We start from the raw sequence: 20,844 nt of genomic DNA on the forward strand, positions 1-20,844 counted from the left end.
CTTCGATTATTTGATTTTTAGTAAGCCGCAAATTTACTATTTTATTACAAAAGTATGGTATAAAACAAAAAGAGAATCATGCTAGTTATTCACTGAATTTTGAACAATAATAAATAATACTGAAAGAGAATTACATAAAAAAACAACTTGGTTGCTCTATAATAGTCTTTTGAGTTGAGAGTTTTGATCGTTATAATAATGAGTAATAAATAATAACTCGCTGTGCATTTTGATATTAATACTAGTATAAAACTATTCTCGATATACTTCTTCTTAAGGAGAAACTATATTTAGAGTTCAAAAATATCAAAATGCACAACGGTTGGTGATACACTAAAAAGAGAGCTACTGTTTTGTGTCTGTTTGGATAAACGTATGAATAGTATCTAAGTCTGTTTTTTGCTTTAATTCGTTATCTAATTCTATAATGGCTTCTTTTTCTAATGCCTTAACTAGAAATTTAACTTTTTTAGATCCGTTATTTTCTGTATTGTAGTTTATTATCATTTTTTTATTTTCAGCAGAGAAACCTACGATTTGGTCGTATTTAATTAATTTTTTTGAGGCTATTATACCTAGTTTTATTTCTAGATATTGTGGGTAAAGCTTTATTATTTTTAAATTTTTGTTTAGGATTCCCATTGTTGTAAATAAGATACCTATCCCAAATAATGTTGCGTTACCAATTAAAAATAAGAAGATTACACCTATTATTAGGGCAGTTATCCCCATATAGAAATTTTGATTGGCTATTTTTTTACTTAAAAAGAATTCTTTTGTTGGTTCCATATTTAAAGTGTTTCTAAAAATTGATCTTCCTTTATTTTGTTTAGTATTTTTTTAGCTCCTATTGCCCCAATCAAACCGATAGGAACAAAAATGATGCTTCCGATTAGGAATAAAGTACTTCCTATTTTGGGTTTACCTAATAAAATAATAATAATTCCTATACTGTTGAGTATTAGAAAAGGAAGGGTTATCCAGAAGAAGATTAAGGCATCTTGATCGTTGGAACTTATTGTGAATAGGACAATTGATAGTTGAATGATTAACCATATAATCATCTGAGGGTTAATTAGTTTTGTTTTTGGTGTCATTGATAAAAATTGAAGTTTTGAGATTTTTGTTTGTGAACTCAAAATTCAATCATTATTATAGATTTAACCTCCCTGTTTTCAGTGAAAATATTGATTCTTAATAAGTGGTAAAAGGTGTTTTTTTAGTATTATGATTTTCTTTCTAATAATGCCATATAAAAACCATCATAACCAGATTGGTGAGCTAGCACCTTTTTGTCTTTGATCATCATGAAATCATTTCCTATCTCTTTAGAAAGGAAGTTTTTTACTTGATTTTGATTTTCAGAGGGTAGAATAGAGCAGGTAGCATACACTAGTTTTCCTCCTGGTTTTACCATCTTGGAATAACTTTCTAATATTTCTGCTTGGGTAGTTCTGATTTTATCTAAGAATTCAGGTTGTAATTTCCATTTGGCATCAGGATTTCTTCTTAAAACTCCTAGACCACTACATGGGGCGTCGATAAGTACTCGATCTGCTTTGCCGTATAGCTTTTTAATATCCTTTGTGCTCTCAATAACTCTAGTTTCAATATTATGGGCACCCCCTCTACGGGCTCTTCTTTTGAGCTCTTTGAGCTTATTGTCATAAATATCCATAGAAACTATTTGACCTTTATTTTGCATTAAGGCTGCTAGGTGTAGGCTTTTTCCTCCTGCACCTGCACAGGTGTCTATAATACGTTGTCCTGGTTGTGCATCTATAAAATTAGCAACCAATTGAGATGAAGCGTCTTGTACTTCGAACAACCCTTTTTTAAATGCTTCTGTACTAAATACATTGGCTCTTTCTATAAGACGAAGCGCATCTGGATATCCTTTGATGAATTCGGTATCAATATTTTCGTCTTCGAGTACGCTTCTTAATTTATCTCGTGATATTTTTAAGGTGTTTGCTCTAAGAATTACTGGTGCTTGCTCATTAAGTGCTGTAATTTCTTTGCTCCATTGCTTTCCTAATTCTTGTTCTCCTAATGTATCAATCCAATCAGGAATAGACTCTTTAAACTTTCTGATTTTACTTAATTCATCAAAACGTCCTTTGATACGTCTGGTAGGTGTGGGAGCAATCTGTTTCCAATCGGGTAAAGAAATACCTCTTAGTGTTGCCCAAACTGCAAAAATTCGCCATAAGTTTTCTCTAGAAAAAGGTTCTTTTACCTCGGCAATTTCTGCATATAAGCGTTTCCATCTAACAATTTCATAAACCGTTTCTGCAATAAAGCTACGATCTCGAGAACCCCATCTTTTATCTCGTTTTAATAATTTTTGCACAATTTTATCTGCATATGCTCCTTCATTAAATATTTCGTGCAATCCATCTATAACGGCAAAGACAAGATTTCTATGTAAACGCATTGTATTCTTTTTTAAGGTGTGCAAAGGTAGACCTTTGTTATCAAATACCATTATATTTGAAATATAATTATTGATTATGAAATTAATTCGTGTATTACCATTTGTTTTATTGTTTATAACATGTGTTACTATAGCTCAAAAAGAAATTGTTACACATGATTTTTCTACTGTAGAAATAGAAGTTGTCTTAAAGGATTCTTTAAGTATAAGAGCATTAGATGTTTTTAATGATTCATTGATTGGTTTTGGCTTTGATAGAGGGTATGGATTTATAAATATGGAAACTCAAAAAACGATTTTAAGAGAGTTTGAAATAAATGATACAACTAGAGCTAAAAAGAACTGGATTACAGAACAACGAGCTGTTGGGTTTACGGATGAGGCTTTTTTTAGCTTAGGAGTAGGATCTCCTGCAAGGTTGCGGAAAATAGATAGAATAAATAATAAGGAAAAAATCGTTTATATAGAGACTCATAAAAAAGTATTCTATGATGCGATAGCATTTTGGAATTCTAATGAAGGTATTGCAATGGGAGACCCTACAGAAGATTGTTTGTCTATTCTTATTACTAGAGATAAAGGAGAAAGCTGGAAAAAACTTTCTTGTGATGATTTGCCTAAAACTGTAGTAGGAGAGGCGGCTTTTGCAGCGAGCAATGGTAATATTGCAATTGTTGGTAATAAAACTTGGATCGTATCTGGAGGAACACAATCCAGAGTTTTTTATTCACCTGATAAAGGTACTACCTGGGAAGTCTTTGATACACCTCTTATTGATGGTAAAGAAACTACAGGGGTGTATTCTATTGATTTTTATGATGACTATAATGGGATTGTTTTTGGAGGGGATTATACAAAGCCAGCTCAAAATAAAGCGAATAAAGCAATTACCAAAAATGGTGGAAAAACGTGGCAGTTAGTTTCTGATGCTAGTGGGCCTGGATATAAAAGTTGTATTAGATATGTGCCAAATAGTGGTGGTAAAGAAATGATAGCTGTTGGTTTTACAGGAATCTCTTTTTCTAATGATTTTGGAAAGCATTGGAAAGAGATCAGTAAAGAAGGATTTTATATAGCACGTTTTTTAAATGATAGTACTGCTATAGCTGGAGGCAAAGGAAGAGTAGCAAAGTTAACATTTAAATAAAAAGAGGTTACTTTTTTTTATAAAACTCTCTATCAATGCTGTTTTTTTCTTCGTTCCTTTATTTTAGCCAGCATACGTTTATGAAAACTAGCTTGAGCTTCTATAAGCTTTAGAATTTTATTATTAGGTAACACCTTTTTAAGATCAGGGATTAATTTTTTGCGAGCTTGTGACTTCTGATCTTCTATTTCGAGAAAACTATTTATATAATCTCCAGCAATTTTATCACTTAGATTATTATTGTGATTAGCTTCTTTTATACTTTTTATTAATTTACGCTCTTTACGTCTTAATTTTCCTATAGTTTCTTCATGTGCATTGTATATAGGCCAGAAGAGTTGTGCTTCTTTACTGCTTAAATCTAGTTTTTCTGTTATATATGCAATTTTAAGAGCTTTAATTCTTTCTCTTGGTCCGTTTTGAGCAACAGCACAAATAGTAATAAAAATAAAGCAAAGAAGTAATCCTATTTTTTTCATGTATCTATATATTTTGATCATATATGATCCTTATTTATTCTACAAATATAATTTCGTCATCCAAATTTTCTTCAGAAAGGTATTCTAATAATGTATCATCAGTTATTAATTCATCTTCAAATACCTCGGTATAATTTATATCTTCTCCTAATAAAGAAGCTATTTCTGTATTAGTTAATTCAATGTTTTCTTCACTAAAATAAGTATGAACATCAGTAACTTTTATATCATCAAAATCAAATTCTGATTTTTTCTGTATTGATATAGTTAATATCAAAGTGATCATTGCTGCGATACCAGAAATATATAAGATATTTTTTCTGTGTACCAGAGAGATTATTTTTCCTTTAGATTTATTGGCACTTAATTTTTGTTGTATGCTACCTTCTAGAGTGGTAAAGTATTCTTTGGGTACTTTAAAACCTGTATCTTTTTTATCAGGTAGGGTAGGTGTGTTTTGATTATTGGTACTTGATACTTTTTCTGAGAGCTTATTTGTAAAACTCTCAAAATAGTTTTCTGGTACTTTAAAACCATTGTTAGTATGTAAATTATTTTTTTCCACTAATTATATGACTTTGTTTTTGAGAAAAGGTTTAATCACTTTTTAAGAATGCTTCAATTTTTTTTGTAGCATGATGATAAGATGCTTTTAAGGCACCTTCACTGGTTTCTAATATTTCTGATATTTCTTTATATTTTAGTTCTTGAAAATATTTCATATTAAATACCTGTTGTTGCTTTTGTGGTAAAGTTGCAATTGCCTTTTGTAATTTTAATTGCATTTGATCCCCATCATAATAAACATCTGCTTCAAGGTTTTGAATCAATTGGATACTTAGTTCTTCATTACTTATTTTATATTTTTTTGCACGTTGATTAAGAAACGTTATTGATTCGTTTGTTGCAATGCGATATAACCAGGAATATAGTTTACTATCACCTTTAAATTTTTTAATATTCTTATATACCTTAATAAATACATTTTGCAGTATATCATCAGTATCCTCATGATTTTTAACCATATTTCTTATGTGCCAATAGAGACGTTGTTGATATAGAGCAACAAGTTTTGCAAAATCAGCATTTATATCCTTTTTTGTTTGTAATGCAATAAGTAGATTTTTTTCTTCCTGAGTATCCAAAGGTACAATGGGTTTTATTTATAGCTTCATTAGCTTGTTTTGATGTTATTAAGACTAAAGTACATAAAAAAGGTTTAATGTGTATAGAGCATTTAATTACCAAATACTTATCTCTAAAGTGGATTTTTAATTTAGTTATTTGTAGGAATTTGTAGGAATAAATGTTAAAAATCAATGTTTTTGCTTATTTTAATAGATAAAAAGCTAGAAAAGTTTGGTGAAATGAAAATATAGAGTATCTTTACAGTGTAATAATGATTGAGTTCTTTCATTCTCCCCAAGATGAAAGATTTTTATAAAAGTGAGTTTTAATTTTAGAGTAAGCCCCTAAATTAAGATGATTTGTGTGAGGAGAAAGAGTGCGAGAGCACTCTTTTTTTGTTTGGTAATAAATATACTTCAAATTATAAATGTAGGTAAATACTTACGTATTTCAAATGTTTAAAATGTTTAAAAACATAATAATTAGATAAAAAGCATTTTTTGTTTGGTTTATTAATAATAAGTTGTATCTTTACAGTGTAATAATGAATGAGTTCTTTCATTTTTCCCAAGATGAAAGATTTTTATAAAAGTTGAGTTTTAATTTTAGAGTAAGCCCCTAAATTAAGATGATTTGTGTGAAGAAAAAGAGTGCGAGAGCACTCTTTTTTATTTTATATGATTCTTTGTTATAAATCAAAGAATCATTAAAAAGTAAGATAAAGACTACAAAATTAGTGTATTTTATGTATTTAAATAGATAAAATGTTAATTTTTAAGATAAAATACTATTTTTATTTGTGAGCCTTGTTTTTTTGATGTATATTTATCTCATAATAAGAAAGTTGATTCTTTCATTTCCCCCAAGATGAAAGATTTTTATAAGAGTGAGTTTTAATTTTAGAGTAAGCCCCTAAATTAAGATGATTTGTGTGAAGAGAAAGAGTGCGAGAGCACTCTTTTTTATTTTATATGATTATTTATTACAAATCAAAGAATTATTATAAAGTAGGATAAAGACTACAAAGTTAGTGTATTTTATATATTTAAATAGATAAAATGTTAATTTTTAAGATAAAATGATGTTTTTATTTGTGAGCCTTGTTTTTTTGATGTATATTTATCTTATAATAAGAAAGTTGATTCTTTCATTTCCCCCAAGATGAAAGATTTTTATAAGAGTGAGTTTTAATTTTAGAGTAAGCCCCTAAATTAAGATGATTTGTGTGAAGAGAAAGAGTGCGAGAGCACTCTTTTTTATTTTATATGATTATTTGTTACAAATCAAAGAATTATTATAAAGTAGGATAAAGACTACAGAGTTAGTGTGTTTTATATGTTTGAGTAGATAAAATGTTAATTTTTAAGATAAAATGCTGTTTTTATTTGTGAGCCTTGTTTTTTTGATGTATATTTATCTTATAATAAGAAAGTTGATTCTTTCATTTCCCCCAAGATGAGAGATTTTTATAAGAGTGAGTTTTAATTTTAGAGTAAGCCCCTAAATTAAGATGATTTGTGTGAAGAAAAAGAGTGCGAGAGCACTCTTTTTTCTTTTGTATATTATTGATTATTAGAGATTAAGTTATTCTAATGATTGCATGTTTACTAATTTTTCATAAACACCATGTTTAGAAATAAGCTCATTATGAGTTCCTTGCTCTACAATTTTACCTTTTTGCATTACAACGATTAAATCTGAATTTTGTATAGTAGATAACCTATGGGCAATTACAATACTTGTTCTATTTTTCATCATATTCTCTAATGCAGATTGAACCAGTCTTTCACTTTCTGTATCTAATGCAGAGGTAGCCTCATCCAAAATCATGATAGGAGGGTTTTTTAATACAGCTCTTGCGATAGATAGTCGTTGTTTTTGCCCACCACTTAGTTTATTACCACTATCACCTATATTCGTTTCAATGCCAGCGGGTAAATCTTTTACAAACTCCCAAGCATTTGCAATTTTTAGGGCATTAATAATTTCTTCATCAGATGCTTTTTGATCACCTACTAATAAATTGTTCTTAATAGTGTCATTAAATAGTATTGAGTCCTGAGTAACTAATCCCATTAAATTCCTTAATGAAGTTTTGGTAAGGTCTCTGATATCAACATCATCTATTTTAATACTACCTTTATTTACATCGTAAAAACGAGTTACTAGATTAGCAATTGTTGATTTACCACTCCCAGATTGCCCTACTAATGCAACAGAACTACCTTTTGGTACTTTTAAAGAAAAATCTTTTAAAACATACTCATCTTCATATTTAAAAGACATATTGTCTATCATGATTTCTGAGGTAAACTCTTTTTTCTCTTGTGCATTAGGTTTATCTTGTAAAGGAGATGTAGAGTTTAGTATTTCTAATACGCGCTCTGCAGCAGCGTTTCCTTTTTTTACACCATAACTAGCTTTTGATATTGCTTTTGCAGGTGTTAGAATATTATATGCAAGTCCCATGTAAGCAAAAAATTCAGCTGCTTTTAAAGTCCCTTCAATAAATACCATTTTACCACCAAACCATAATAAAATAGCAATTACACATATTCCTAAAAATTCACTAGTAGGTGATGCTAGATTTTGTCTGTTTAATAAAGAGTTAGAAAATTTAAAAAATCTATCTGTTGAATTTTCAAATTTGCTTCCAAAAATTTTTTCAGCATTAAACCCTTTTATAACCTTTAATCCCCCAAGGGTTTCCTCAACAATAGATAAAAATTGCCCTTGCTCTTTTTGAACTTTACCCGATTTTCTTTTTAGAGACTTACCAATTAATGAAATTAAAAAACCTGATATTGGTATAAAAACAAAAACAAAGATTGTCAATTTTAAGCTTATTCCAAACATCATTATGATAGTAAATAATATCATGAGAGGTTCTCTTACAATTAGTTCTAAAATAGAAAGAAAAGAGTGTTGTATTTCTAGTACATCAGATGTAACCCGTGCAATAACATCTCCTTTCCTTTTTTCAGAAAAATAGGATAAAGGCAGACTAATAGTTTTTTTATATAGCTCATTTCTAACATCCCTCAATACACCATTTCTTAAAAATGTAATAAAATACATAGCTAAGTAGTTAAACAAGTTTTTAAACAAAAACATTATGATTACTAATGTAACCATGGCTGTAAGAATATAAACTTCTCCTTCCTGTTCTGTTTTTAGGGTAATAAAGTAATTAGAATAATCCATCAAGTAATCTTTCAAATCAGTCAAATTACCTTTCCATAAAGGTTTAATAGTAACAGGATCTGTTTCTTTTAGTAAAACACTTAACATTGGTATTAAAGAAATAAAAGAAAGAGTTCCGAATAATGCATAAAAGACATTGCATATAATGTTTAAGAAACCATATATCTTATATGGTTTCGCAAAGCGAAGAATTTGTTTAAAATAGTTCATTAAAAATAGGCTGAACAGTTAATACTGCGAATTAGATTAATTTTAGGTCTTTTTTGATAGCATTAATTTTACTATCTAATTGTTGTTGTGTTATGTCAAAATTTGTAACTGAATCAAGAGATTCTTGTACACTGATATAGAATTTTATTTTTGGTTCAGTACCGCTGGGTCTTGCCGCAATTTTGCTTCCTGCTTCTGTGTAAAATATCAATACGTTTGATGTTGGTATTTCTATAGTAGTTTCGGTATTATCTAGTATATTTTTGGTAATACCTGTCTGATAATCTTCAATCAAAACCACTTTTTCGTTATTGATGTATTCTGGTGGATTATTTCTAAGGTCGATCATGGTTTGCTTAATTTCTGCGGCACCGTCAATTCCTTTCTTTACTAGAGAGACCAGGTTTTCTTTATAGAAACCATATTTTGTATATAATTCTAGTAACGTAGCGTAGAAGGAGCTACCAGTTGCTTTTGTTGCGGCTACTATCTCGCAAGCTAATAAAGTAGATGTGACTGCATCTTTATCTCTAACAAAATCGCCTACCATAAACCCAAAACTTTCTTCTCCACCTCCAATAAAATTTTTATCAGGATAGTCCTTGATTAATTTTGCAATCCATTTAAAACCTGTTAAAACTTCTTTGTATTCTACTCCATATGAAGAGGCCAGATTTTGCATCATTGGGGTTGATACAATAGTAGAAGCAACATATTCGTTACCAATGAAGTCTTGTTGTTTTTTATAGTTTTCCAAAAGAAACCATGTCATTACGATCATGGTTTGATTTCCATTTAATAACTGTAGTTCATTTTTATCATTTCTAATGGCAATCCCTAAACGATCACAATCAGGATCTGTACCAATTACAATATCTGCTTTAACATCTTCGGCAAGTTTCATAGCCATGGTCAAAGCCTCTGGCTCTTCTGGGTTTGGGGATGCTACTGTAGGGAAGTTACCATCTGGTTCTGCTTGCTCCTTTACAATATGTACATTTTTGTATCCAGCTTTTTTTAGAGTTTCTGGGACTGCAGTAATAGAAGTACCGTGCAAAGAAGTGAAAACAATTGTTGTATTGTCTTTTGCTTGTTGAGTAGCTACAAAGCTTCCGTTTTGTACACTTTGATTGATGAAAACAGTATCGATTTCATGATCGATTTTTTGTGTTAATTCTGTGTTGGCGGTAAATTGAATGTCAGAATACTTTAATGAATTTATCTCATTAATAATCTCACTATCTTGCGGAGGAACTAACTGTCCACCATCTTGCCAATAGACTTTATATCCATTATACTCTGGAGGGTTATGACTAGCAGTTAATACAATGCCGCAATGACAACCTAATTCTCTTACAGCAAAAGACAACTCAGGAGTTGGTCTTAAGCTTGAAAAGAGGTATACTTTGATTCCGTTAGCAGAAAATACATCAGCCACAATTTGTGCCAGTGTATCACTATTATTACGACAATCATAGGCAATTACCGCTTTTGGTTGTTCTTCAGGGAATTGTTTGATTAAATAATTACTTAATCCCTGTGTACTTTTTCCTAGCGTATATTTATTAATTCTGTTGGTGCCTACTCCCATAACGCCACGCATTCCTCCTGTACCAAATTCTAGATCTTTATAAAAACTTTCTTTTAACTCTTCATGATTATTATTTTGGAGATTTTGGATTTCTTGTTGAGTAGCGGTATCAAAAAAAGGAGTTAACCATTCTTGAACTCTTGTGTTTATAACAGATTCTGTGATTTGCATGGCTGGTAATTTTATGACAAAAATACTATTTAATTTGTTTAAAAAGTTTTGAAAAATAGGTAAACAATACTTAACTACATATCATAGATGATAATACTTATTATATATAGTAAATTTTTACCTGAATTTATAAAAAAGAAAAAGAATCAAAGAGGTTATATGCTACAAAAATAGATTTTATTTTTGTAGATGCATGATTATATTGTTATTACAAATGTATTTTTTCTGCGATGTTATATCTTTCTTTACTTCTTTTAGCGGTTAAAATAATTTCACCTAAAAATCCTGCTAGAAAAAACTGAGTCCCTAGCATCATTGATGTTAATGCAATATAAAACTCAGGACGTTGCGCAATTAGCCTCCCTTTTGTTTCTATAAAGAGTTTGTCTATTCCTAAGTATAGAGAGAGACAGAATCCGATTATAAAAAGTAGGGTACCAATAAGTCCAAAAAAGTGCATTGGTCTTTTTGCAAATCTAGACATAAACCAGATGGTTACCAGATCAAGAAATCCATTTACAAAACGACTCATTCCAAATTTAGTTTTTCCGTATTTTCTGGCTTGGTGTAGGACTACTTTTTCTCCAATTTTGGAAAAACCTGCATTTTTGGCTAGTACAGGAATATATCGATGCATCTCACCATGAACATCTATATTTTTTACAACCACATTTTTATATGCTTTTAATCCACAGTTGAAATCATTTAATTTTACTCCAGAGGTTTTTCTTGCTGCCGCGTTAAATAATTTTGAAGGTAAATTTTTAGCAATAACAGAGTCGTACCGTTTCTTTTTCCATCCAGAAACTAGATCATAACCTTCTTTCATGATAAGGTTATATAGCTCTGGTATTTCTTCGGGATTATCCTGTAAATCTGCATCCATCGTGATGATTACTTCTGCGTGTGCAGCTTCAAAACCCGCATGTAATGCTTGTGATTTCCCATAGTTTTTGAGAAAACGAATCCCTTTTACTTGATCATCTTTTTGTGACAATTGTTGTATGGTATCCCATGAATCATCTTTACTACCATCATCAATAAAGATAATTTCATAAGAAAAAGAATTGGATTGCATAACTTTTGCAATCCAATCATATAATTCATTTAGAGATTCCTGCTCATTAAGCAGTGGTATGACTACAGATATATTCATATATTAATGTAACTCTTGTTTTTTTTGCATGATGAGACCACCAATCAAAGAAATAATAAAACCAAAGAATAGATTTCCTATTAATGCGATTGCGGCAATCATGTATGGAGTTGTGAATTTTTTTGCAATATCCAAAGTTTGATTTAGTTGTTCTTTAGACATGTCAGGATATTGCTCAATTGTTTGCGCTCTTTGTAACTCGTTAATTTGACTTATAATGTCTGGTTCTACTAAAATCATTAAAGTAAGAATCCACAAGACATATATAATACCACCGATTAGAGCAATACCAATACCAACTTTTAATGCTTCAGTTAGATTAAGAAAACCAGCATTTACAGTTTTGTATGCTTTTATTCCATATATAATAACCCCAATTAAGATAGCTATACCAATAACATTATGTATCCAGTTTGGTTCAGTGTAACCATCCATTATGTATATGAGAACTCCTAATGTAGTAGATAAGATTCCAAGAATAATCCCATAGTTTATCATCATCTTTTTTGCAGGTGCTTTATCATTTTCCATATGTGTAATTAATTTAGTTTTAGATATAAACTATGAGTAGACAAATATAGTAAAATGTTACATGTATGTTTAAAAAAGTTATAGGGGTAGTGGAGATAATTTTTACATAATATTTTAACTAAAATAAGAATTGTAAATTTATGGAGAAGTCATTTTAAAAAACTATAAAAATTAAAGGAATTAGCCTTTTATTAGCTCTGAAATGAAATAGAATGTATACTTGTTTTTTTATATCAGATAAACATAGTATTTTTATCTCTGAAATAAAATCCTGTTTTCTTTATCGAAAATTGTTTTGGATTTTAAAAAATAGTTGTAAATTTGCACCTCGAAAAAAGAAAAGAATAATAAAAATGAGAAAAGATATTCACCCAGAAAATTATAGATTAGTAGCTTTTAAAGATATGTCTAATGAGGAAGTTTTTATAACTAAATCTACAGCAAATACTAAAGAAACATTAGAAGTTGATGGTGTAGAGTATCCTTTGATAAAACTTGAAATATCAAGAACTTCTCATCCGTTTTATACTGGTAAATCAAAACTTATCGATACAGCAGGACGTATTGACAAGTTCAAGAACAAATATGCTAAATTCAAAAAGTAATTTAAGCAATCATATTTATACTAAAGCCCTTCCTAATTAGGAAGGGCTTTTTGTTTTTATAATGATAATGTATTTCATGTTTAAAAAAATGTTGTTTGTCGATTATTATATGTTATTTAGCGCTTTTTAATAACATTTTGTATAAAGGTATTTTTTGTACCTTTCGTTATTGTATAAATAGATATAAAACCACAGATAATTAATACAAATGAATTATATTCTTTTTGATGGGGCTTCACGTAATGCTTTACTACCATTTACATATACTAGGCCTGTTGCAGAAATAAGGGTTGGAATATTAACCATTCGTGAAAAATGGGAAAAATATTTAGGATATACTACTTCTACTGTAACTGAGGATTACCTCAGTGAAAAATTTCCTATGGTAGAGTTAGAAGATAATATAATGATTAATGCTTCTTATCTTCCCTCCGAATCTCTTGTGGATGTAATAAAGAACCTTGAGGTTGATCAGGCTATTTTTTATAATGATGAGCCTATTGCATTTTATATAAAAGAAGGGCAGGAGGTTGATTTTGAAAAGTATGAATTGATTGAGTGTGATTTTGATGTTCTGGCAATTCAACAGACATGGGATATTTTTTCTAAGAATGAACAAGCAATCCAGCAAGATTTTAAATTGCTTACGTTTGGTAGAGAGAGCCAGCCTATTCCTGTAAGTAATAATGTAATCAAACCAGAAAATATTTTTATTGAGGAAGGAGCTGTTTTAGAATATACTACATTGAATGCTACTAAAGGCCCGATTTATATAGGAAAGGATACAGAAATAATGGAGGGGAGTCTTATAAGAGGTCCTTTTGCTCTTTGTGATAATTCTGTGATAAAAATGGGAGCAAAAATTTATGGAGCAACGACTATTGGACCATATTCAAAGGCTGGAGGAGAAATTAATAATTCTATATTATTTGGGTGCTCTAATAAAGGGCATGAAGGGTATTTAGGTAATAGTGTGCTAGGAGAATGGTGTAATATTGGTGCTGATACCAATGTTTCTAATCTTAAAAATAATTATGCGCCTGTACGGCTTTGGAGCTATGAAACAGAAGGTTTTGCAAAAACAGGCTTACGATTTTGTGGATTGATGATGGGGGATCATTCTAAGTGTGGTATCAATACTATGTTTAATACAGGTACGGTGGTTGGAGTAAGTGCCAATATTTTTGGAACAGGCTTTCCTCGTAATTTTATTCCAAGTTATAGTTGGGGAGGAGGTAATGGTTTTTCAACCTATATTACTAAAAAAGCATTTGAAGTTGCCGAGGTGGTAATGTCACGAAGAAATATAGAATTCACAAAACAAGATAAAGATATCTTAGAACATATTTTTGAAGAAACAAAACCATGGCGCAAAGGATATGAGTCATAAAAAAAGCACCTTTTAATTTTAAAAGGTGCTTTTTTTTATAGTGGTATTTATATATTATTTTGAAAGAAAAAACTCTATGTTATAAGTAATGTTTTCTTCATACGAAAATTTGATTACCATAGAAGATCCATCAATAACGGTGCTGCCATCAAAGCTAACATCACCATCTTCTGAGATGCCTTTGTGAATTTCTTGATTGTAAAATTCGGTATATTCAAATTCTACTAGCGTCATTCTTTTTTCTTCTTCATCATAAGCCCATTGCCCTTTAGAGATATAATATTCGTCTTCTTCAGGGTAAAAAGTGGCTTCACAAGTTTCTGTACTTGCAGTGTAATTAAAATCTATATTAGTGTCATCACTTCTATACTCATAAGTGCCATCACTATTTATGGTAAGTTTAAAAGCATCTAGGGCATAACAATGGGCATCATCTATAGTTAATTCTTGGTTGTTATTACAGGTTATAGTTGTTGCTTCACAACGACCTCCTTCGCCAGGTAAAATGGTTTTTCCATTTTCAATTTGCTTAGTGTAGTTCCATGTTCCTACTAGAGCAGAGTTTCCTCCCCATGCTTCTACTTCTACACATACTTCTACAGGTTCGCTTATATTGCCATTATTGTCATAAATACATAGTAAATAACAAAATTTACCAGGAGGAATAGCATTTCCAAAATCTACTTCAATTTCTATATTATTGTCTACTTTACTTTGTTTAGAAAAGATGTTGGCACTCTTTTTAGGAGTACTGCGAAGAGCTGTGCTTTTTGGAACATCAAAATAATCAGAAGCCATGGTTCCGTCATTTGATTTGATCAAAAGATATGCTCCTGCATAATTTTGTGGAGCACTAAAAGAAATGTCAAATCCACTGTTTAAGAAACCTGATTGAGTGGTTTCGCTCATAGAAAAAGGAATATCTCCGTTTGGTGTTGGGGCAGCTCCTGTAATTCTGGTTGCTCCTTCAATAGAGATGTCTTTAGATACGGTATTTGCATTTAGAGCTGTTTCTTCTACAGGATTTGGATCAACATTATTTTGTGTGTCACTTTGATTATCGTCATCACTACTACATGAGATTGCTCCAAAGAGAAGACAGGAAAGAAAAAATAAATTAATTTTTTTCATACGATTTTTCGTTAATTGATTGTGTTAATAATTTGATTAAAAGGTTGCTAATGTAAGAAAATAATCGATTAAAGTCAAATAATAAGGATTAACTGTAGGTGTTGTGATTTTTTTACATTTATTTTAACTTTTCTTTCCAAACTTTTTTCAATACTAAAAAGTTTTGAGGGTTATTAGTGAGTCCTTTTACATTTTTTTGAGTGAATCGTACTACTTGATCATAATATAAAGGTACAATAGGAGCATGTGCAATGATGATAGAATCCATCTTTGCATATTGTTTTTCTCTAATTTTAGTATCGGTTATCAAAAAACTTTCCTCGTATAATTGATCAAAAGTTTCATTTTTGAAGTGGGTATAATTAGGACCGTTGGGGGTGAAGTTTTTACTGTAATACGGGGATAAGAAATTCTCCGCATCTGGGTAATCTGCAATCCAGCTAGCTCGAAATATCTCTAGCTCACCTTTCCATTTTTTTTGGCGTATTGTAGAAGAAGGCATAACATCAACTATGATCTGCAGTCCAACTTTTTCTAGTTCACGTTGAATAAATTCACAAATACTTTGATAATTGGCATCTGTTGCAATTCGTATGCTAGGAGTGTTGTTTCCTGTTTGTTTTTTATAAGCATCTATAAGCTTACGGGCTTTTTCGGGATCATATTCATATCCAGGAGTACTATTAAAACCAGGAATTCCTTTTGGTATAAAACCATGTGTTGCAGGGGTACCTATCCCGTTTTTGAGATATGTGATCATTTTTTTTCTATCAAACCCATGATTAATAGCTTTTCTCAAGAGCACTGATTGTATTTCCTGTTTGTCTGTATCTAGATAGAAGCCTAGGTATTCAGAGTTTAGGTAAGAGCCTTTGCTAATGTTGATTTTGTCTTTGTAGTTTTCTCGTAATTTACCACTAGGGGTTAATAATTCATCTTTGTATGAGGTATCTAGACTGTTGAGTAGGTCGATATTTCCTTTTGCAAATTGTAAGAATTCACTTTGTTTATCTGGTAAAAAGGTGACCGCTACGGCTTCGAGATAGGGTAATTGTTTGCCTTGGTCATCTTTTTCATAATACAACTCATTTTTGCGTAATACAAGTTTAATGTTTTCTTCCCATAATTTGAACTTAAAAGGTCCTGTGCCAATAGGATTGGCTCTGAATTCGTTTCCGTAAAATGTTACAATTTCTTTTGGAACAACAGAGCAGTATCGCATGCTCATTAAGCCTAAAAATGCTGGAAATGGTTTTTTTAATTTAATCTCAAAAATAGTATCATTTATTGCTTTGTAAGAATCTAAGGATTTTAGCACCCAATTACCTGGAGATGCTAGCTTAGGATCGATAAGTCTGTTGAAGCTATATACAAAATCCTCTGCAGTAACAAAACGGGTACTGTCTTTAGTGTTAAACAATTTGTGCTTATGAAATCGTATATCATTGCGAAGGATAAAGGTGTATCGTAGGGCATCATCAGATATTTCCCATCTTTTTGCGATGTCAGGTTTGATATGTAAAGAGTCGTCTAATTGTACAAGACTATTAAATAGCTGGTTGGTAGACCAGATATTGGGAACATCTCTTGCAAATGCAGGGTCTAGAGAACTTACGTTTTCATACTGATTGTACCTGAATACCAAATGATCTTTATTCTTTTGGTTAGAATGGCTACAAGATAGCAGAGTGGTAAAAATATAAAAGACTGTAAGATAACGAATTGCAGAAAAATGACAGATTATTTTCAATTTTAATAAACGAATTATTGTTGGTATATTTGCACTCTGAAAATTTATTCCAGAGAGACTCAATGTTTTTGAGTTTTGGTATGGGTAAATATAATGAGATTTCTGCCTTTGCGGAAATGACACTTATTTTTTATGAGAAAAAAAGTTGCTTTTTATACACTTGGATGTAAATTGAATTTTTCTGAAACCTCTACGATAGCAAGAAACTTTAATGATGAAGGTTTTGACCGTGTAGATTTTTCTGAAAATGCAGATATATATGTTATCAATACTTGTTCTGTTACTGAAAATGCAGATAAAAGGTTTAAGACAATAGTAAAACAAGCGCAAAAAACAAACCCTGATGCCTTTGTGGCAGCGGTAGGGTGTTATGCGCAATTAAAACCTGAAGAATTGGTTTCTGTAGATGGAGTAGACTTGGTGTTGGGAGCTACAGAAAAATTTAAAATTACAGATTACATTCATGATCTTTCTAAAAATGAATTTGGAGAGGTGCATTCTTGTGAAATAGAAGAGGCAGATTTTTATGTAGGAAGTTACTCTATAGGGGATCGTACTAGGGCATTTTTGAAAGTGCAAGATGGCTGTGATTATAAATGTACATATTGTACCATTCCTTTGGCTAGAGGGATTTCTCGAAGCGATACATTGCAAAATGTATTGAAAAACGCAAAAGAAATTTCAGAAAAAGGGATTAAAGAAATTGTGCTTACAGGTGTGAATATCGGAGATTATGGTAAAGGAGAGTTTGGTAATAAGAAACATGAGCATACCTTTTTTGAGCTTGTGCAGGCACTAGATGCAGTAGAAGGAATTGAAAGGCTAAGAATCTCATCTATAGAACCAAATTTACTTAAAAAAGAGACTATTGATTATGTCTCAGGTTCTAGAGCTTTTGTTCCTCATTTTCATATCCCATTACAGTCTGGAAGTGATTTTATTTTGAAAAAAATGCGTCGTAGATATCTTACCAATTTGTATGTGGATAGGGTGAAAAAAATAAAAGATGTGATGCCTCATGCTTGTATCGGTGTTGATGTTATTGTAGGGTTTCCTGGTGAGACAGATGACCATTTTTTGGATACATATAATTTCTTATCACAATTGGATATATCTTATTTACATGTGTTTACTTATTCTGAGAGAGATAATACGGTTGCTGCTAGCTTGGATGGGGTTGTATCTATGGGGGCTAGAAAAAAGAGGAGTAAAATGTTGAGAGGATTATCTGTAAAGAAAAGAAGGGCATTTTATGAAAGCCAGCTTGGTAGTGAAAGGACAGTACTTTTTGAATCAGAAAATAAAGAAGGGTATATTCATGGGTTTACAGAAAATTATGTAAAAGTAAAAATGCCGTGGAATCCATTATACATAAATACATTAAACAGAGTGAGGTTAACTACCATAGATGATGATGGTATTGTGAGATTTGATTTAATTGTAGAAAAATTAGCGGTGTAAACACTATAACTATATTATAATAAAAAAATCTGCTGTGAGGCAGATTTTTTTATTATAGAAAAGCATTGTCTATATGTTTATTCCTACAGGAAGTAGATCTTTGTATCGTCTTCTGTTTTTTCTCATAAATTTAGCGATAATAGGACAAGTAGGAACTAATCGTATGTTACGTTCTTTAATTACATTAAATACAGCAACAATAAAATCTTGTTCGAGCCCTTTTTCAAGTTGTTCTTCACCTATTACAAGTTTAGTAAGAAAAATTTTTCTTTCCTGTAGCGCATATTCGATCTTTGCTTTCTGACCGTCAATTGTAGTTTCGAATTGTCTTAGAAATTCATTATCTGTAATTTCTAATTCAACAGCACTCATGTTCTCCATATGTTTTAAATTATGAGGTATTTAATCAAATATATAAGGGGTAAACCTTACATGCAATAACAATCCTAGGAAGGTACGCTCTCTAAGAGGTGTATTCTAGAGATAGTTGTCATTAACTTAAAAATAAGAGTTGACATTACCTTGTTCAACTAAGAATTGCTAGTTCTAAAAAATTCCCTTTTTGCAAAAAATTAACTCAATATTTCCTTTTATCTGATAAAGGAATACTATAATTTTGAGACGCAAAGATAAGGAAATAAGATTTTTTAATTTAATATGTACTGTTAAAATACCTATGTCGCAGGAAGTTAACTATATTTATTTTGTTCCAGGAATGGCAGCTGATGTTTCTATATTTGAATTCATCAAGCTTCCTGAGGATAAATTTGTAGCCAAAACCTTACCTTGGAAAATCCCTGATAAGAGAGAGTCTGTAGAGGATTATGCAAGGCGAATGTGTGAAGAAATTGAGCACAAAAACTGTATTTTGGTAGGAGTTTCTTTTGGTGGAGTAATTGTGCAAGAAATGAGTAAATTTCTTACTCCCAAAAAAATCATAATCATATCAAGTGTAAAAAACAAATATGAATTACCAGCAAGAATTAGATTTGCTAGAAAAACCAAAGCTTATAAATTGCTTCCTACGTCGCTAATCTCTAATATTAAAAATTGGGAGAGATTGGCTGTTGGTAACTTTGCAAAAAAAAGAGCCGCAATGTATCAGAAATATTTATCAATAAATGATAAAGTGTATTTAGATTGGGCAATAGAAAAGATGGTATGTTGGGATCAAGAAAAAACGCTAGATAAGTTGGTTCATATTCATGGGGATAAAGATATTGTTTTTCCTATTTCAAATATTAAAAACTGTATAATAGTAGATCAGGGAACTCACGTTATGATTGTGAACAGGGCTAGATGGTTTAATAAAAATTTACCTCAAATTATAGAGGATAACTTGTATTAGTCTAACTTTTTACGTTATATTGTACTATTAGTATTATTCCCCAATAAAATCAAAGTCTACTTTAAGCTATGAAAATGATAAAAAAAATGTTAGCCCTTTTGGGAGTTGTGTTTACCTTTGGAATACTGGTTAATGCTGCTCAAGATGAACCTCAAAAACCTTTGACTCAGGAAGTTCTAGAAACTAAATTGATCAATGATTATAATGTCTATGCGATAGCAATGCCAGATAATATAAATTTTTCAGGTGAATTAGTTCCAATAGAAAACCCTGATATTCGAGAAAGGATGGATAGAGAGTTGCTGGTAAATACATATTGGCAGTCTAATGGGCTACTCCTTTTTAAAAGAGCAAATAAGTTTTTTCCTATTATAGAACCAATTCTTAAAGAAGAGGGAGTACCTGATGATTTTAAATATCTAGCTGTTATAGAAAGTAGTTTGACTCAAGCAGTATCTCCTGCAAGAGCAACTGGTTTTTGGCAAATTCTAAAAGGTACAGCACAAGAATTTGGGTTAGAAGTTAATAAAAATGTAGATGAACGATATCATATTGAAAAATCTACTAGAGTTGCGTGTAAATATTTGAAAAAAGCAAAAAAACGTTTTGGAACGTGGACATTGGCTGCTGCTGCGTACAATGCTGGTAGTGCAGGGATTAATAGAAGGTTGCAAAAACAAAATGCTGCTTCGTACTATGATCTCCTTTTAGGAGAAGAAACAGGAAGATATGTGTTTAGAATTGCAGCAGTAAAAGAGATTCTGAGTAACGCAAAGAAGTATGGTTTCAACTTCAGTACAGAAGATTTGTATGAGCATATACCTACTTTTAATGTACTGGTTGATGAGCCGATTACTGATTTTACTAAGTTTGCGACGCAGTATAATATAAATTATAAAATTTTAAAACTTCATAATCCTTGGCTTAGAGAAGCACACTTAAATAATGCTACAGGAAAAGAGTACCTCATAAAAATACCAAGAGAAGGTTATTATACATATGGTGTAGGCCAGTAGTAGTGCTAAAACATAATTTTTTTAACTCAATTTGATAATCTATTTCATTTAGATTGTAGTAATTGGCAAAAAAATAGTTTGTGTGGGGT

19 protein-coding genes are annotated in these 20,844 nt (G+C 30.9%); 6 read left to right on the plus strand and 13 right to left on the minus strand.

Going from position 1 to position 20,844, the window contains the following annotated elements:
* Window positions 1-345 precede the first annotated feature (345 nt).
* The 3 genes from CVD18_RS03590 to CVD18_RS03600 form a co-directional block, all read right to left on the minus strand.
* Window positions 346-789 (minus strand): hypothetical protein, encoded by a 444-nt coding sequence (locus CVD18_RS03590; RefSeq protein ID WP_103864077.1) that lies wholly within the window; start codon window positions 787-789, stop codon window positions 346-348.
* A gap of 2 nt (window positions 790-791) precedes the next feature.
* A complete protein-coding gene (locus tag CVD18_RS03595; RefSeq protein ID WP_103864078.1) occupies window positions 792-1,097 on the minus strand; it encodes a hypothetical protein in 306 nt (101 codons plus the stop codon).
* A gap of 128 nt (window positions 1,098-1,225) precedes the next feature.
* Entirely contained in the window at window positions 1,226-2,437 is a 1,212-nt protein-coding gene (locus CVD18_RS03600; protein ID WP_103864105.1) for an RsmB/NOP family class I SAM-dependent RNA methyltransferase, read from the minus strand.
* 76 nt (window positions 2,438-2,513) lie between these two features.
* On the opposite strand from CVD18_RS03600, the gene CVD18_RS03605 reads away from it, so the two are divergent.
* The gene (locus tag CVD18_RS03605) at window positions 2,514-3,584 is read left to right on the plus strand and encodes an oxidoreductase (RefSeq protein ID WP_103864079.1); all 1,071 of its coding nucleotides are present in this window, start codon (window positions 2,514-2,516) and stop codon (window positions 3,582-3,584) included.
* A gap of 32 nt (window positions 3,585-3,616) precedes the next feature.
* On the opposite strand, the gene CVD18_RS03610 is transcribed toward CVD18_RS03605, so the two are convergent.
* From CVD18_RS03610 to CVD18_RS03640, 7 genes are all read right to left on the minus strand, one after another.
* Complete coding sequence (locus CVD18_RS03610) at window positions 3,617-4,063, minus strand: sensor of ECF-type sigma factor (RefSeq protein ID WP_146052696.1); 447 nt, start codon at window positions 4,061-4,063, stop codon at window positions 3,617-3,619.
* Window positions 4,064-4,097: 34 nt separating this feature from the next.
* Window positions 4,098-4,628 carry a hypothetical protein gene (locus CVD18_RS03615; RefSeq protein ID WP_103864081.1) on the minus strand — a complete coding sequence of 177 codons (531 nt, stop codon included), beginning with the start codon at window positions 4,626-4,628 and terminating at the stop codon, window positions 4,098-4,100.
* Between the two features lie 31 nt (window positions 4,629-4,659).
* Window positions 4,660-5,178 (minus strand): RNA polymerase sigma factor, encoded by a 519-nt coding sequence (locus CVD18_RS03620; protein ID WP_103864106.1) that lies wholly within the window; start codon window positions 5,176-5,178, stop codon window positions 4,660-4,662.
* Between the two features lie 1,597 nt (window positions 5,179-6,775).
* Window positions 6,776-8,605: an ABC transporter ATP-binding protein gene (locus CVD18_RS03625; RefSeq protein ID WP_103864082.1), complete on the minus strand. Its 1,830-nt coding sequence runs from the start codon at window positions 8,603-8,605 to the stop codon at window positions 6,776-6,778.
* Between the two features lie 31 nt (window positions 8,606-8,636).
* Entirely contained in the window at window positions 8,637-10,367 is a 1,731-nt protein-coding gene (locus CVD18_RS03630) for a phospho-sugar mutase (protein ID WP_103864083.1), read from the minus strand.
* Between the two features lie 208 nt (window positions 10,368-10,575).
* Window positions 10,576-11,523 (minus strand): glycosyltransferase family 2 protein, encoded by a 948-nt coding sequence (locus CVD18_RS03635; RefSeq protein WP_103864084.1) that lies wholly within the window; start codon window positions 11,521-11,523, stop codon window positions 10,576-10,578.
* 3 nt (window positions 11,524-11,526) lie between these two features.
* Window positions 11,527-12,054 (minus strand): DUF4199 domain-containing protein, encoded by a 528-nt coding sequence (locus tag CVD18_RS03640; protein ID WP_103864085.1) that lies wholly within the window; start codon window positions 12,052-12,054, stop codon window positions 11,527-11,529.
* A 353-nt stretch (window positions 12,055-12,407) separates the two neighbouring features.
* Here CVD18_RS03640 and CVD18_RS03645 point away from each other — a divergent pair, with 353 nt between their 5' ends.
* Together CVD18_RS03645 and CVD18_RS03650 are read left to right on the plus strand one after the other, a co-directional pair.
* On the plus strand, window positions 12,408-12,659 hold the full coding sequence (locus tag CVD18_RS03645; protein ID WP_103864107.1) for a type B 50S ribosomal protein L31: 252 nt from the start codon (window positions 12,408-12,410) through the stop codon (window positions 12,657-12,659).
* Between the two features lie 208 nt (window positions 12,660-12,867).
* Complete coding sequence (locus CVD18_RS03650; protein ID WP_103864086.1) at window positions 12,868-14,049, plus strand: GlmU family protein; 1,182 nt, start codon at window positions 12,868-12,870, stop codon at window positions 14,047-14,049.
* A 54-nt stretch (window positions 14,050-14,103) separates the two neighbouring features.
* Here the strand turns inward: CVD18_RS03650 and CVD18_RS03655 are convergent, their stop codons facing one another.
* Both CVD18_RS03655 and CVD18_RS03660 read right to left on the minus strand, forming a co-directional pair.
* Entirely contained in the window at window positions 14,104-15,180 is a 1,077-nt protein-coding gene (locus CVD18_RS03655) for a hypothetical protein (RefSeq protein WP_103864087.1), read from the minus strand.
* A 118-nt stretch (window positions 15,181-15,298) separates the two neighbouring features.
* On the minus strand, window positions 15,299-16,921 hold the full coding sequence (locus CVD18_RS03660) for an ABC transporter substrate-binding protein (protein ID WP_369858577.1): 1,623 nt from the start codon (window positions 16,919-16,921) through the stop codon (window positions 15,299-15,301).
* A 141-nt stretch (window positions 16,922-17,062) separates the two neighbouring features.
* Here CVD18_RS03660 and mtaB point away from each other — a divergent pair, with 141 nt between their 5' ends.
* On the plus strand, window positions 17,063-18,391 hold the full coding sequence (gene mtaB / locus CVD18_RS03665) for a tRNA (N(6)-L-threonylcarbamoyladenosine(37)-C(2))-methylthiotransferase MtaB (RefSeq protein WP_103864088.1): 1,329 nt from the start codon (window positions 17,063-17,065) through the stop codon (window positions 18,389-18,391).
* Window positions 18,392-18,460: 69 nt separating this feature from the next.
* Here mtaB and CVD18_RS03670 read toward each other — a convergent pair whose 3' ends face one another.
* Window positions 18,461-18,763, minus strand: coding sequence for a GNAT family N-acetyltransferase (locus tag CVD18_RS03670; protein WP_103864109.1), 303 nt, complete (start codon window positions 18,761-18,763; stop codon window positions 18,461-18,463).
* A 304-nt stretch (window positions 18,764-19,067) separates the two neighbouring features.
* Between CVD18_RS03670 and CVD18_RS03675 the strand changes: the two genes are divergently transcribed.
* Window positions 19,068-19,739 (plus strand): alpha/beta hydrolase, encoded by a 672-nt coding sequence (locus CVD18_RS03675; RefSeq protein ID WP_103864089.1) that lies wholly within the window; start codon window positions 19,068-19,070, stop codon window positions 19,737-19,739.
* Between the two features lie 68 nt (window positions 19,740-19,807).
* A complete protein-coding gene (locus tag CVD18_RS03680) occupies window positions 19,808-20,755 on the plus strand; it encodes a lytic transglycosylase domain-containing protein (protein WP_103864090.1) in 948 nt (315 codons plus the stop codon).
* Window positions 20,756-20,844 lie beyond the last annotated feature (89 nt).

Origin of the sequence: Aquimarina sp. I32.4 (assembly GCF_002924285.1) — a bacterium.
In the GTDB taxonomy this organism is placed as follows: Bacteria; Bacteroidota; Bacteroidia; order Flavobacteriales; family Flavobacteriaceae; genus Aquimarina.